Here is a 13,375-nt window from a genome sequence, read left to right as displayed (position 1 = left end):
AATTTTATGTCCTGTATCGGACTCGATTCGATTTCTGCGGGAACGATTTCGGATTTGCCTCATGCTTTTTCGAAAACTGATCGAACTTGTATCCAGAATGAGATCGATCCCAATCACTAAAATTTTATTAACATTACTTTTAACGATCAGCGTGGCCATCGGCGCCGATGACGCGGGGAATTGGATCGGATCCTTTTCATCGGAAGACTACGAAGATTTTTTAGAACCCGTAGAAAAGGAAAAAATCTACTACTATTGGCAGATGGAAAAATTAAAAAAGGCGGTTGCTCCTAGATACATTCGTTACATCGATTCTTCCTTGTCTTTGGAAACGGGAAAACTTCTCAACCGGGGGATTTTATTCACCTTTGAAGGAATCGAAAACGAGGGCGTTTCCGTTTGCGGAAACTTTTCTCTTTGGAGATGTATTCCGCTGAAGAAAAACGATCACGGAGTTTTTTATACGGTATTCGATCCGGAGAGTAGGGACACGATTCGAGAAGAACTCAAAATACTGGAATACAAGTTCAGAGTGGACGGTTTATTTACGCACGATCCGTCTAACTCCGATTCGGTGGAAGACGGAGACGGTGCCTTGGTTTCCAGATTGATCGCTATATCCTCCAGACAGGACAAACTAGTAACCACTCGGATTTTGGAAGATTCTCCCTATGAGGAATTGGAATACAGAACCGTCGAGTTTAGAATTTATGCGCCCGAGGCGGAGACCGTCGCTCTCGTCGGGGATTTCAATCACTGGGATCCGGAAGAAGACGTCTTAAAAAAGGATAAGGACGTTTTTACTCTCATCAAAAAAATGAAACCCGGAAATTATCTCTATAACTTTGTTCGAGACGGAAAGATCATTTTAGATACCTTCAATCAGAACACGAGGCTTCGGGAAGATACGGGTGAGATTTCCTCTTATCTGACGATCCCGGAACGTTCGTACGCCTTAGAGGCGAAATAGCCCTTTTTTTCATTGACCTGGTCTTTTCCCGAGCTTTTTTCTACTCATGGAAAAAATCCGGCTGGGAGTTTACGCGTTCGGGATCATCGTCCTCGGGATTTTGGTCTTCACTCTTTCCAAAAGCTGGTTCATTTTAGACAGAGGTGTGGAGTTAGTCGAGCCCGGTTCTTCCAAAGAAGAACCTCCGACTCCCGCGGATCGAAGCGGGGATTTGCTCGATCATTCCGTGGTTCTTTGGGAACGTTATCTCTTTTATCCGTTTGAACTTTCCAGAGAAACGGTCGCCGGTCACAGAAAAAACCTGAATCACGCTAGAAACCTTACCGTAATCGATTTAGCATCCGGAAATCCCCGCAAGTTGTTCCATCGAAACGTTTACATCTGGGATTATTTTACGGGTACGGACAAGGAAGTAGGAGAAACGGCCGAAGAATCGGAATTGGCTTCGGTTCTAGCTCCGGGAATTTCCACGGGAAAAAATCTCATCCTGATCGGAATGACGGAAGATACCAATAAGGACGGATTTTTAAATCAAAAAGACCGCAGACAGGTTTTTGTGTATAAACCCGGAACCGCGACTCTAGTGGGTGTCCTTCCTAGAAAATACTCTTTGGAAAAAATTCTTCCTTCTACCGGTAAGGAAAGATTGGTGATGATCGTTTCTTTGGAAGAGGAAAAGGAAGAATCCAAAAAGAAAAAAGCGGTTAACGCGAAACTTCCCGAAATCACATTCTATATTTATGATATTCGAAACGCAAGAGGGATCTTGGTCGATAAGCCGTAAGAATTTTCACTTTAAAAACTCGTTTTATCGGCGGTTAGATCGGCGTGCGAATAAACTTCCTAATAAGATCCGCGTTATACGTCCTTGTCTAACGAACTCGAAAGTTTTCTCTTTCCCAGTTTTTTCCGGTTTTCCTAACGGTAGAAATTATAAAAAGGAGAATTAAATTTTTAAACGATCATGTCCGAGATTACTAATCCACACGACCGATTTGTCCGGGAGATGCTTCAAGAAACAACGGAGGCGATTTCTTTTTTAGACTATAAGCTGTCTCCTAAGGTAAAAAACGTATTAGATCTATCTAAATTAGAACTTTCATCCTCTAATTTTATCTCGGAAAAACTCAAAGAGGAACAAACGGATCTTCTTTTTAAGATCCCTCTAAAATCGGGCGGTTTTACCAACGTTTATCTGAGGAGAGTTTGGCTTTGGGGGAATACATTCCCGATTTCAAACTGGATCTATTGGATCTTTCTAAAACTGATTTGGACAAGTTGGAAAGCGTGACCTTACGCGTGATTTTAGGAGTGATTCAAAGAATTTGGGAAGGGGACGACGAGTTTTTAGGACATTTAGGCGAATTGTTGGAGCTGCTTGGGAGTCTTCAGAACGAATCGAAAAGGGTTGAAATTCTCAAAAAACTGTTTTTATATATCTATAACGTCCGAGAAATTCAACCGCAGGAAATTTCCAAGGTTCTAAACAGATCTAAATTAGAGAAATACGAGGATTTGAGTATGACTACCGCTGAAAAACTGAGAGAAGAGGGCAAGATCGAAGGTAAAATCGAAACGGCGCGTAATATGTTTTCGGAAGGGCTCAAGTTGGAAGTGATTCTCCGAATCACTGGGCTCAGTGAAAAGGATCTCAAAGATCGCGGGATTACCTAATCCAGTGATAGCCCTCAATGAAAACTAACGCGTGTTTGCCGTTGAGCTTCTTTCTAACGTCATTTACACAAGATTGCTGATACCGCAAAACTCCAACTTGAACTTTTAATATGTGTTAGCCTATTAATGTTTGTTAATATAGTTTACAAAATATATATAAAGTATTTTTCATATTAAGCGACTTTTACATGAAGGTGAGCGTGAATGAAGGCCCCCGAGAACCTTTTATTATTAGAGTTGTTGAAAATTTCAATAGTCGTGGATTAATAAAACTGCTTCAATCGTCCATTTCAATGAAACAGAAACAAATGCAGAATTAATTTTTCAACAACTCTATTCTTCTCTCGATTCGAGCCAGCGTTCCGCATCGAGCGCCGCCATACAACCGGACCCGGCGGCGGAGACCGCTTGACGATAAATTTTGTCTTGAACGTCTCCCGCGGCAAAAACTCCCTCGATGCTCGTTTTTGTAGAACCGGGAATCGTTTTGATATAACCGCTTTCGTCCAGGTCCAAAATTCCTTCAAAAATATCCGTATTGGGTTTGTGACCGATCGCGTAAAAAAGTCCCCCGACTGAAAGTTCCTTTTTTTGGCCGCTCAAGGTGTCTTCCAGAGTCAGGGCGGTGAGATTTTTTCCGTCTCCTTTGGCTTCCTTGACTTGAGAGTTCCAAATGATTTCGATCTTAGGATGAGTAGCCGCTCTCTTTTGCATGATTTTGGATGCTCGAAGGGAATCTCTTCTGTGGACGAGATATACTTTCGATGCGAACTTAGTGAGGTGAGAAGCCTCTTCCACTGCCGAATCCCCTCCGCCTACGACGGCGAGTTCTTTGTTTCTATAAATCGGAAGGGCTCCGTCACAAACCGCACAAGCGGAAATTCCTCTTTGCCAATAAGAATCTTCACCGATTACGTTCATTCTTTTTGCCGTTGCTCCGGTCGCGATGATAACCGCTTCGGCTTCTATAAGTTCGTCGTCCGACCAGAGTTGAAACGGTCTGGAGGAAAAATTCACCTTTGTGATCGTTTGGGTTATGATCTTGGTTCCGTATTTGACGGATTGCTCCCGGAAAAGTTGGGTCAATTGGGTTCCGTCAATTCCGTCCGGAAACCCAGGGAAATTTTCGACTTCGGTAGTGGTCGTAAGTTGTCCGCCAGCGGCGATTCCACCCGCCATAAACCCTTCGTACATCACCGGGTTTAAGTTTGCTCTCGCCGCGTAGATCGCTGCCGTATGTCCGGCCGGTCCGGATCCTATAATGACAATTTTATGGGCCATGTTTCCTCGAATTAGAATGATTCTAAACTTGATCTATTTTTAGACTCTTCGGTTGTAAAGTAGATCCTTTTTTTCAGGGAGAATTTTGAAAGTTTTTCTCTGATTTGTTTTTCCAGAACGTTACCTGCAAATATATTTGCTTGAATAATTTGAACATAAATTCGAGCACCGGGCGGAACGCCGAATCGCTAAGATGGAGTGAGAGGACTTTTGACCTGAAGGAGAAAAGGGAGAATTCGCTTGCCAGGTAAGCCTTGTATTCCAATCTCTCCTCTATCCATGAAAGGATTTTTCTCCCGGGCAGGGTTCATCCTTGCATTTTTCATCCTCGTTTTTTTAGGAACGGAAATTCTTCTCAACGTCCTTAAATCTCCTTCTCTTCAATTTTATAGAGATCAGAAGATTCTTCACAGATACAATCCGGTTTACTACGTGGACTTGGCTCCCAACCAGGACATTTACATTCGACATTTTGCGGGAAAATGGGAAGGAAGATTTAGAACCAATTCCCTCGGAATGAGAGGTTTGGAAGAGCCCGATCCCCAAAAACCTCAGCTTGCTTGTTTGGGAGACAGCCTTGTAATGGGATTCGGAGTTTCCGACGAAGACACATTTTGTCATCAATTGAACGGGATCGAGTTGAAAGGCGGAGCGAGACAGACGATGAATCTGGCGGTGGACGCCTACGGTTCCTTGGGTGCGGTTCGAAGACTGAAAGACATGGCTCCCAAGTTAAAGAACTTGAAGGAAGTCCTTTTTTTCGTTTCCGGAAACGACTTTACGATTCCGGACGAACTCAGGGCCAAAGGGATGCTTTCGGACGACGAGGTGGACGAGATTCGAAATCAGGACCCGAGCTTTAACCGAAATTTTAGGATTCAATTCGAACTTTCCCGCGCTTCTTATACGCTTCAGGCTTTGAAACTGGCATTGGAACAATTGAAGGTCCAGGTTGCGTTCGCGGCGTTTCGTATGAGATCGGAATGGAATTCCACGGGACTTTCCTCCGAATCGACCGTCGAACAAACTCCCGCAAAGTATATGAAGGATTCCTTCTTTAGAACTCCGGAAAATAAATGCGATCCAGACGTGCAAAAAACATTCGAAAAACGGAATGTAGTTGAGGCGCCTAATCCGGATATCATGAGCCGAGAAGAATATAAAAGCCGATATTGTCCCGAACCGATTCCGGATTATTTTTCCTGTCAGGATAAAGAGCCTTCCCTCGGTTCTCTCGAGCCTCTTCCGAAAATCACACAACAAGCGTACGACGAAATGGTGGAATACACTCGATCGAACGGAATTCGATTGATCGTAATTCTGATGCCGATCCAGGTGGAAGAAATCTTTTGTAGAAACCGAGGCCTCTATCATCCTTTGGAAAACTACGCGTTACGTGCCGCGGCTTACTTTGAAAATAAGAAAGTTCCCGTACTCAAACTCAGAAGAGAAACCGGGGAGATGTGCGGGGAAACCATCGAAACTCAGGGAGGAAAAAAGTTTTCGGGGATTCGGGATTATTTCATACCGGAAGACGGGCATTTGACCGTGTTCGGAAACCGATGGGCAAAACGGGCTTTGGAAAAGCAGCTTAAGGAATTGGAAAAAAATGCTCTTTAATTCGGTTCAATATTTCATCTTTGCCCCTCTCGTAATTTTACTCTATTTTTGGCTTCCGGCTAAATTTCAGCGATTTTGGCTTTTGGTCGTAAGTTTGTATTTTTACGCCATATTCAAAATTCCTTTCGTTCTTCTTTTGATCTATTCGATCGTTTTGACCTATTACGCGGTCAAAGGGATGGAAGCCGCACATTCCAAATCTATAAAATTATTATTTTTGAATGTAGCGGTTTGGGGAAATTTAGCGCTGCTTTACGTGTTCAAATATATGGATTTTTCCATTCATGCTTGGAACGTATTTACGGATTCGAAACCTTGCGATCCTGCCTACCTTTCTACAACGGGTGCAATCCTTCCGATGGGAATTTCCTTTTTTACCCTGCAGGCTATTTCCTATGCGGTGGACGTATACCGCGGAACCGTACCTCGAGCGAAAAGCCTATTCCAGTTCGGACTTTTTCTTTCGTTTTTTCCGCAGCTTGTCGCGGGGCCGATCATCCGTGCCCAGGATATGCTCCATCAATTTTTGGAGAATTATACTTATAAAAAAGAAAACCTTCTGCCCGGAATCAGACAACTTGTTTGGGGACTTTTTAAAAAGACCTTCGTCGCCGATCCGATTTCTCTGGCGATCGATCCTGTGTTCGCCAATCCGGGAGTTTACGATTCTCTTTCCTTGGTCGTAGCCGCGTTTTTATTTTCTTTTCAGATTTATTGCGATTTTTCCGGATATTCGGACGTTGCGATCGGAACCGGAAGAATTTTGGGATATTCCATACCGGAAAATTTTACGAGGCCGTTTCTCGCTCAAACCATAACCGAACTCTGGAGAAGATGGCATATTTCCTTTTCCTCCTGGCTCAGAGATTATATCTATATTTCTTTAGGCGGAAACAGAGTGAGCGTTTTCCGAGCTTACTTCAACGTGTTCTTTACTACCTTTGTGAGCGGAATCTGGCACGGAGCGGATTGGAACTTTATTTTCTGGGGAGCTTGTCACGCACTCGTGATGGTGTTGGAAAGATTTGTTTTTTCCTTTTCCACCTTAAAACGAGGTTGGGATAAAGTTCCGGAATGGATCAAATATACGTATTCGTTTTTGATCTTTTCCTTCTCTATGTTTTTTTTCCGAGCCAAACCGTCTCCTGAATACGGGTACGATACGAGTTTGGAACTTGCGTTTGCGATGGTGAAGCGGACTTTTTCCCTGGAAAGCGGTCAGACTCTTCAGGTTCCTTTTGCGGTTTTGTCCGCGGTCATCGTTTTATTCGGAGCGGATTATCTTCAGGAAACAAGGCCGACTTGGATGGAGAACCTTCAAAGTAAACCTTGGATCGTTTATCCTTTGGCGGGGATGATGTTGCTCGTCGGTTTTATTCTCTATAGCGTGACCGTGAGTCAGCCGTTTCTTTATTTTCAGTTTTGAGCTTCGTACTTTAACGAGAATACGGCTTAAGAAAGTAGTTTTGTTAATTTGAACTACGAAATTTTTCAACAACTCTAATATTCAAAAAATAAGATTTATGGGATGGAAATTCTTTCTAAGATTTTTTTTGCGATGAGTTTCGCGGAAGTTGCGTTCGGATGGCCGTCGTTTTTGAGATAAAAGTCCGTTTTGTTTTGATTGTATTCCCGTATAAAATCGGGTCTTGCGTCTAAAACCGAAATTCCTTTTTGTTTTGCGATTGTGGCGACTCGATCCAACAAAGGAGTATAAGTAAGAGGCATCAACAAGGAATGGGTTCCGTTCGGATACAAAACCATGGTCAAGGGAATATTCAGTTTTTTGCAAACGTCAAAGAAGATCCTCATTTCTTGGAAAGAAGGATGATCGTCCGGATAATCGGTAAGAGTGTCCGGAATCGTTTCGGGACCGTTCTCGCGGAGTTTTTCCGACTTTCTGTTTTCGTTTTGAATTTTGAAATAATTATAAAGGGCGCTGTATCTGGATAAAAATACGGAACTTCGAAAGAGCCACCTGCCATATGCGGAATTTCTTAAATAGAATTCTCTGTAAACGTCTTGCAGATCCGAAGGATGATAGATCCAAAAAACCGCTTTTGGTAAAATACAATCCTTCTTCGAGAAATCCTTACAAAAAATCGTCCTTTCCATTTTTCTTTGAACTCCACCCGTACCGAGAGAATCCACTCCTAGGTTTCGAACCTGGAATCCGAAAGGTTTGAGAGCCTCTTGTAATTTCCAAGCGATCGTGTCCGAATCGTTTTGTCCGAAACCGTAGGCGATCGAATCTCCCATCAACCAAACCTCGGGTTTTGCTCCGGGGACCGCTTTTTCCTCCGAGACGATTCTTTCCGCGCGTTCGTCTACCCTTACTCGGAAAGTAAATCCCGCTGGATGGGGTAGGGTCGTGTCGGAATCCGGACAAAGCATGATTTCCGGAATTTCCCTTTCTTCGATACAGTGGACTTGTTTGTCTCTCAGTCTGTAAACGAGACCGTTCGGAGGAAACATTCTCATCAGAATTTCGCCTAACATAAAACAAACGACAAAAAGAAGAATGATTTTAAAATACGATTTCATGAAGAAGGATTGGCGTAGAGGGAAAGTTCGCATTTTAAAAACAGCCGTCTTGCGGGGGGCAACAGGGAAGGAATCATACTCGTTTTGAATCGATTGAATTCCGATCCGTTTTTCTTTTTTTCAAGAAGGCAGTCTTTTAGAAAAACCGCATAACTTTCCATTTCCTTGTCTTTCGCTTTGGAGAATTTTTCCAGGATTCGTTTCGTTTTGTCCCTGTCTTTTTCTTGTAAATGAATTTCAAGGAGATAGAGTAAAAGGAAGGAATCGCCGGGAAGAGAAGATTCGGCTCGTTCCAGGTAAAACGCCGCGGAATTGAGGGCGAGCCCGCTATCGGCGAGAATCATTCCGAGAGTACGATTCGCTTCCAAATGAGTGGGATTTTTTTTCAAAACCGATTCGTAAAGACGCATCGCTTCCGCCGTATTTCCCTTGGAAAGAGAATCTCTCGCGTCCCAGATCATTTCTTCGTCGGAGGAACAAAATACGCAGAAGAACAAAATAAAAAAAGAGAAAAAAACATATCGGATATTTAGTCTCATAAATACAGAAGTTTTTACTCTCATCATTAGAAAAAAAGAATACCTAGGCGGTATTTTGTCCGAGGTTTCGATTAGAATTTTCCAATAAACCCTTTAGGCAACATAAAAAAGTTTAATTCTCCTGAGGGGAAATGTCCGAAGGATTTAGTACTTGTTAAACATTTCAGACGGGACTAAAAACAGTGACATCTTCACATAACAACCTACTTCAAAATTTCCAGGAATATCTTTCCGTAGAAAAGGGATTAAGCGATAACTCGATTTATTCTTACGGTTACGATTTGAACAAGTTCAAGAACTTTCTGGAAAAGGAACATATCGACTTCCTAAAAGTTCAGGCGAATGATATCATGCGGTTTTTGAACGAGGAAAAGGATCGAAAGATCAGTTCGAAAACGATCGCGAGAGAAGTAGTCGCGATCCGACAGTTTTACAAGTTTTTAAAGGACGAAAAAAAACTCGATACCAACCCGACTGAAAAGATAGAAACTCCGGAAGTGATGCGGAGCATTCCGGATTATCTGACTCAAGATGAAATCGAGGAATTGTTCTCAACCATACGGGAAGATAATCTCTACGAACTCAGAGATAAATGTATTTTCGAATTACTCTATTCTTCCGGACTTAGAATTTCGGAAGCATGCAATTTAAGATTAAGCGACATGGATCTGGAAGGAATGACGCTAACCGTGGAAGGGAAGGGAGGTCGTCAAAGACTGGTTCCGTTCGGCGAAAAGTCCTTGGATATCATGAATCGTTATCTGAAACAGAGCCGTCCTTTTATTCTCAAAACGAGAAGTTGCGAGTATCTATTCGTTTCCAAAAAAGGTTCTTATATCAATCGCAAGTCGGTTTGGAGACTTCTCAATCACTATATCAAAAGAACGACCATCGCTAAAAAAGTAACCCCTCATACTCTCAGACACTCTTTTGCGACTCACTTATTGGAAAATCACGCGGATTTGAAATCGGTTCAGGAACTTTTGGGCCACATCGATATTTCCACGACTCAGATTTATACCCACATGGCGAATAAAACCCTGAAAGAAGTTCATAAAAAATTTCATCCGAGAGGTTGAGTCGAATTGTAGCGGTCGAAATTGCGTTTGATCTTTCAAGCCGAAAGGATCGTTGGATCGGAACGATCGAAGACACGACAGAAATTTCGGCGGTTAGATATTAGGGAGAGTTATTACTTGCAAAAAGTATGATTTTCTATATTACAAAAATTGAATTAAAGTCGAAATGGATTCCGGAAAAAAGAAAAGTTTAGAAAACCTGTTTCGATTACAGATCCCTTCCCATCCACGTTATCTGTCCATCGTCCGAAATCTGATCTATAATCTGGCGTTCGAGAACGGATTTACGGCAGGCGATTCCGCCGATCTAAAACTTGCAGTAGGAGAATGTCTTCTTAACGTCATCAAACATTCTTACGGTGGCAAAAAAAATTTACCGATTTTCATAGAAACCACCCTCTTTGATAATCGTATGGAAATTAGAATTCGCGATTTCGGAAGTCAGAAAAATCTTTCCGAAATCAGAGGATATGAGCCGAATGATTATCGGGAGGAAGGAATCGGTCTTTATCTCGTGAAAAAACTCACGGATCATTTTTATCTGGATCAATCCCTGCCGGAAGGAAACAGACTGATTCTCACTAAACTAAAATGAACTCGTTGCAGCGATCTATATTCTGTTTTTTTATATTAGTTTTTTCGATTGTTTTTGTTTTTACCTGTAGAAAGGGACCTTCCGTTTCCAAGGAAGAGGTTCAAAAACTCAGTAAGGATTATTTCACTCGCCTTTGTACAAAAACGGCCGAATGTGCGAGTCGTTATCTGGAAACCTTGCCCGCCTCGGAAAAAACTTCGGAGAACGCCGCGTATTCCGTGGATCAATGTATGGAAGAACAGAAGGATCAGAACATTCTTCCGGACGAATATGAAAAAGTTACGGATGCGCAGATCGCCAAAGTGAAAGTCTGCATGGAAGATCTTCTCAAAGTTCCTTGCGAGGAAATGGAGGGCGGGGGGATTCCTTCCTGTCAGGAATTGTTTCAGTCTCCGAAAGACGAGTGAAACTTACAATCCGTTTTTCGAATATAACTTATATTCTTCAATTTTGATTCGGATAGTTTTCGCGAGAATAGGAGAACAAAAATGTCATCGGATCCAAGTTTTGTAGATTTTATCGTAGATCAAATAAAAAGCGCAGGGCAAATCGTATCCAAAAAGATGTTCGGGGAATATGCGATTTATTGTGACGACAAAATTGTAGCTCTGATTTGCGATAATCGTCTTTTTATAAAACCCACCGAAGGCGGCAGGAAATGGATCGGAAACGTAGAGGAAGCGCCGGCCTATCCGGGTGCAAAGCCGAGTTTTCTGATTTCAGATTCATTGGAAAACAAAGAATGGATCAGTACTTTGATCAGAATTACGGCTGAGGAACTTCCCAAGCCAAAACCGAAGCCGAAAAAAAAGTAAAATGATGATACGTTGAAAAGAACCGAACAAAATTTCACGATTGATACAGTACTCAAGCCGAACCTTAAAACTTTCGAAGGGTACGTTACTCGCCATTGGAAGCGGTGCGGGTTGAACCGCATACGAATAGTATCCAATGAATCAATTGAGGGCGCGTTATGTAGGCGTTTTACCAAAATCTTAGTTTTTAGTTTTCTTCCTGTAAAATCCCGAGACGTTTGGGCCGTGTTTTTGTGATTTGGGGATTTCCGTCGTTTCCTAAAAATACGAAAGAAGGACCGGGAATTTCTTTAAGACGAACTTTAAAGTTTTTACCCTTGCCCGGGTAGATATCGACTCCCGGAAAAATTTCCTGTTCCACTTCCACATAAGAGTCCTTGTCCGGTTCAAATCCCATAATTACGGATTGTTCCTGTCCTAAAAGGTTGTTTAAAATTCCTGAATATTTCTGTTTGATCGCGGAGAGTTTCGGTAGACTTTCCTTTTCTTCCGCCGTGAGTTGTCTTCTCTGGGAATCTTCGTTCAACTTTACGAGACTCAGTTCCACCTTTTTTAAAATCTCTTGATTTTTTTGAACTTCGGATCGTAACTTTTCTAGGTCCTCTAAAAGTTCGGGACGAATTCCGACCGAGACGGATGTTTTGGTTTCGGCGATTGCGCCTAACTTGGTGCAGATGACGGATTTGCCGGCGACACAACTTCCGCCGATCAATTCTCCCCTGCCTCCGTGAATTACCACGGATTCTCCGGCGACAAGTTCCGAGTGCATCGAGGCTTCTTCTATAAAGATCGTGTTTTTTGCGATCAGTCTTCCTTGTTCCACAAAACGCGTGTAGATGTCGGCTCCGGATTCGATGAGGCCTCCGTTCCTTCCCATAAATCCGCCGGATAAAACGACGTCCCCTCCGGCTTTGAGAAAAACTTTTCCAACGGATTTTTTAACGATGATGGAACCTTCGGTTTCTAAGGTAAAACCGTCCGCAATCGAACCTTCGACGATGATGGTTCCCGGAAAATTAACGTTTCCCGTGGAAAAATCCACGTTCTCCAAATGACAGATTTCATCGACTCGAATCGTTCCTTGACGGTCCAGGATCGGTCTTCCGTCGATCAGAGAATGAACCGAAGTTCCTTCTAAAGAGAGTCTAACGTTGGCTCCGAGTTTCCATTCCGCTTCCTTTCCTGAATCATAAGGGAGAATTTCTCCCAACACGTTTTTTCCTTCCTTGCCGGGGAGGGGAGAAATTTTTTCCGCAAGTTTTTGGTCCTTTGCTACACTTTGTATAATTTGAATATTCTTAAAATCTACTCTACCGAACTCGTCCTCTTCCAAATTTGGGGCCGCAGGATGAATGAATAAAATCCGTATGTCTCCGTTCTTTCCGGGAACGGGAGGAACACCCTCCGCGATTAGAATTTTTTTTCCGTATTCCGGTTCCTCGGAAAACCGATCGACGGTCTCTTTTCGAATTCCGAATTGAATTCCTTTTTGAAGAATCGATTCTTGAATTTGTTCGGAGTTTAGGATTCTACCGCCGTATTTGGGAGGATAAAAAATGAGATAGGCTTTCATACGGTCTTCGGAGATTTCGATTGTAATACGGGAGCTTTCCGGTTTGCCGGGCCATTTTCCGATGAGATGCGAAAGTCCGTCGGATTTCAGAGCGAGATCCTTGATCGTTGCGGATGAACTTTCCGTGATTTGAAAGAGTTCGATTCTTCTGAGGATCTCTTTGGAATCGACCGGCTTCCCTTTTTTACCAGCGGGAAAAACTGAAAGATACGCAAGTCCGTCCTCGTTTTCTATTTTAAAGAAACCGTTTTCGTTTTCTTCCAGATCCTTTAAGAGAGAATCTGTGAAATTCTTAAGGGAGTCGCTCATTCGGGGTTTCAGTGTAGAAATCATTCTCCCTTTTACAATCGAAATCTCCCGAAAAAACTTGAATGTTTGGAAAGATTTTTCATCGGAGTTGTACTTTGTTTCACGTAGGTTCGGTATAACAAATGCGAAAGCGATTGTATGTTACGATCCAGAGAGAGCCATAACCAACCCCACAAATTAAGAAGTTTTTTGGAATAAGAAGGATCAAAAACACACGTTTCAAGTGGCGAGTGGTTAGATTTTAGGGGTTAGGACTTTACAAATGAAACGTCCGAACGGGAAAAACCGGGATCAAAAAAAACCGATCGAGAATTTTCTCTTTGTCGGTAGAATTGGGAAAACGACCGAAATTAAAGACAGATTAGAAACATTGTTC

The 13,375-nt window shown here is 42.6% G+C and carries 12 protein-coding genes and 2 pseudogenes; 10 read left to right on the top strand and 4 right to left on the bottom strand.

Annotated elements, in window-relative coordinates; all coding sequences use genetic code 11:
* Nucleotides 1–61 precede the first annotated feature (61 nt).
* The 4 genes and pseudogenes from LEP1GSC194_RS14530 to LEP1GSC194_RS23160 all read left to right on the top strand — a co-directional run bounded on the left by LEP1GSC194_RS14530 (nucleotide 62) and on the right by LEP1GSC194_RS23160 (nucleotide 2,644).
* On the top strand, nucleotides 62–970 hold the full coding sequence (locus LEP1GSC194_RS14530) for a carbohydrate-binding protein (protein WP_036043152.1): 909 nt from the start codon (nucleotides 62–64) through the stop codon (nucleotides 968–970).
* Nucleotides 971–1,016: 46 nt separating this feature from the next.
* A complete protein-coding gene (locus LEP1GSC194_RS14525; protein ID WP_020774283.1) occupies nucleotides 1,017–1,754 on the top strand; it encodes a hypothetical protein in 738 nt (245 codons plus the stop codon).
* 180 nt (nucleotides 1,755–1,934) lie between these two features.
* A pseudogene (locus tag LEP1GSC194_RS23650) lies at nucleotides 1,935–2,108 on the top strand (Rpn family recombination-promoting nuclease/putative transposase); the annotation flags it as partial.
* Between the two features lie 32 nt (nucleotides 2,109–2,140).
* Nucleotides 2,141–2,644, top strand: a complete 504-nt coding sequence (locus LEP1GSC194_RS23160) for an Rpn family recombination-promoting nuclease/putative transposase (protein ID WP_231384536.1) — start codon at nucleotides 2,141–2,143, stop codon at nucleotides 2,642–2,644.
* A gap of 333 nt (nucleotides 2,645–2,977) precedes the next feature.
* On the opposite strand, the gene trxB is transcribed toward LEP1GSC194_RS23160, so the two are convergent.
* Nucleotides 2,978–3,925 (bottom strand): thioredoxin-disulfide reductase, encoded by a 948-nt coding sequence (gene trxB, locus LEP1GSC194_RS14515; protein ID WP_021064801.1) that lies wholly within the window; start codon nucleotides 3,923–3,925, stop codon nucleotides 2,978–2,980.
* A gap of 279 nt (nucleotides 3,926–4,204) precedes the next feature.
* On the opposite strand from trxB, the gene LEP1GSC194_RS14510 reads away from it, so the two are divergent.
* Both LEP1GSC194_RS14510 and LEP1GSC194_RS14505 read left to right on the top strand, forming a co-directional pair.
* On the top strand, nucleotides 4,205–5,545 hold the full coding sequence (locus LEP1GSC194_RS14510; RefSeq protein ID WP_020774396.1) for an LA_2490 family SGNH/GDSL-type esterase: 1,341 nt from the start codon (nucleotides 4,205–4,207) through the stop codon (nucleotides 5,543–5,545).
* On the top strand, nucleotides 5,535–6,971 hold the full coding sequence (locus tag LEP1GSC194_RS14505; RefSeq protein ID WP_020774326.1) for an MBOAT family O-acyltransferase: 1,437 nt from the start codon (nucleotides 5,535–5,537) through the stop codon (nucleotides 6,969–6,971). The genes LEP1GSC194_RS14510 and LEP1GSC194_RS14505 overlap by 11 nt, the downstream gene beginning before the upstream one ends.
* 95 nt (nucleotides 6,972–7,066) lie before the next feature.
* Here the strand turns inward: LEP1GSC194_RS14505 and LEP1GSC194_RS14500 are convergent, their stop codons facing one another.
* Together LEP1GSC194_RS14500 and LEP1GSC194_RS14495 are read right to left on the bottom strand one after the other, a co-directional pair.
* Nucleotides 7,067–8,089, bottom strand: a complete 1,023-nt coding sequence (locus tag LEP1GSC194_RS14500) for an LA_2486 family SGNH/GDSL-type esterase (protein WP_020774287.1) — start codon at nucleotides 8,087–8,089, stop codon at nucleotides 7,067–7,069.
* An 11-nt stretch (nucleotides 8,090–8,100) separates the two neighbouring features.
* A pseudogene (locus LEP1GSC194_RS14495) lies at nucleotides 8,101–8,713 on the bottom strand (tetratricopeptide repeat protein); the annotation flags it as partial.
* A gap of 97 nt (nucleotides 8,714–8,810) precedes the next feature.
* Between LEP1GSC194_RS14495 and xerD the strand changes: the two are divergent.
* From xerD to LEP1GSC194_RS14475, 4 genes are all read left to right on the top strand, one after another.
* The gene (gene xerD, locus LEP1GSC194_RS14490; RefSeq protein ID WP_020774261.1) at nucleotides 8,811–9,707 is read left to right on the top strand and encodes a site-specific tyrosine recombinase XerD; all 897 of its coding nucleotides are present in this window, start codon (nucleotides 8,811–8,813) and stop codon (nucleotides 9,705–9,707) included.
* Nucleotides 9,708–9,873: 166 nt separating this feature from the next.
* Nucleotides 9,874–10,302: an ATP-binding protein gene (locus LEP1GSC194_RS14485; protein WP_020774341.1), complete on the top strand. Its 429-nt coding sequence runs from the start codon at nucleotides 9,874–9,876 to the stop codon at nucleotides 10,300–10,302.
* Nucleotides 10,299–10,709: an LA_2478/LA_2722/LA_4182 family protein gene (locus LEP1GSC194_RS14480; protein ID WP_017807622.1), complete on the top strand. Its 411-nt coding sequence runs from the start codon at nucleotides 10,299–10,301 to the stop codon at nucleotides 10,707–10,709. The genes LEP1GSC194_RS14485 and LEP1GSC194_RS14480 overlap by 4 nt, the downstream gene beginning before the upstream one ends.
* An 81-nt stretch (nucleotides 10,710–10,790) precedes the next feature.
* Nucleotides 10,791–11,117, top strand: a complete 327-nt coding sequence (locus LEP1GSC194_RS14475; RefSeq protein WP_017807621.1) for a TfoX/Sxy family protein — start codon at nucleotides 10,791–10,793, stop codon at nucleotides 11,115–11,117.
* 187 nt (nucleotides 11,118–11,304) lie between these two features.
* Here the strand turns inward: LEP1GSC194_RS14475 and LEP1GSC194_RS14470 are convergent, their stop codons facing one another.
* Nucleotides 11,305–12,999, bottom strand: a complete 1,695-nt coding sequence (locus LEP1GSC194_RS14470; RefSeq protein ID WP_020774338.1) for a DUF342 domain-containing protein — start codon at nucleotides 12,997–12,999, stop codon at nucleotides 11,305–11,307.
* Between the last annotated feature and the right edge of the window lie 376 nt (nucleotides 13,000–13,375).

It is taken from the genome of Leptospira alstonii serovar Sichuan str. 79601, assembly GCF_000347175.1.
In the GTDB taxonomy this organism is placed as follows: domain Bacteria; phylum Spirochaetota; class Leptospiria; order Leptospirales; family Leptospiraceae; genus Leptospira; species Leptospira alstonii.
This window is presented reverse-complemented; position numbering and strand designations above follow the sequence as displayed.

What these genes read in the sequence shown, in the direction of transcription:
- LEP1GSC194_RS14530 (WP_036043152.1), top strand. Translation starts at nt 62, where the DNA reads ATGCTTTTTCGAAAACTGATCGAACTTGTATCCAGAATGAGATCGATC.
- LEP1GSC194_RS14525 (WP_020774283.1), top strand. Translation starts at nt 1,017, where the DNA reads ATGGAAAAAATCCGGCTGGGAGTTTACGCGTTCGGGATCATCGTCCTC.
- trxB (WP_021064801.1), bottom strand. Translation starts at nt 3,925, where the DNA reads ATGGCCCATAAAATTGTCATTATAGGATCCGGACCGGCCGGACATACG.
- LEP1GSC194_RS14510 (WP_020774396.1), top strand. Translation starts at nt 4,205, where the DNA reads ATGAAAGGATTTTTCTCCCGGGCAGGGTTCATCCTTGCATTTTTCATC.
- LEP1GSC194_RS14505 (WP_020774326.1), top strand. Translation starts at nt 5,535, where the DNA reads ATGCTCTTTAATTCGGTTCAATATTTCATCTTTGCCCCTCTCGTAATT.
- LEP1GSC194_RS14500 (WP_020774287.1), bottom strand. Translation starts at nt 8,089, where the DNA reads ATGAAATCGTATTTTAAAATCATTCTTCTTTTTGTCGTTTGTTTTATG.
- LEP1GSC194_RS14485 (WP_020774341.1), top strand. Translation starts at nt 9,874, where the DNA reads ATGGATTCCGGAAAAAAGAAAAGTTTAGAAAACCTGTTTCGATTACAG.
- LEP1GSC194_RS14480 (WP_017807622.1), top strand. Translation starts at nt 10,299, where the DNA reads ATGAACTCGTTGCAGCGATCTATATTCTGTTTTTTTATATTAGTTTTT.
- LEP1GSC194_RS14475 (WP_017807621.1), top strand. Translation starts at nt 10,791, where the DNA reads ATGTCATCGGATCCAAGTTTTGTAGATTTTATCGTAGATCAAATAAAA.
- LEP1GSC194_RS14470 (WP_020774338.1), bottom strand. Translation starts at nt 12,999, where the DNA reads ATGAGCGACTCCCTTAAGAATTTCACAGATTCTCTCTTAAAGGATCTG.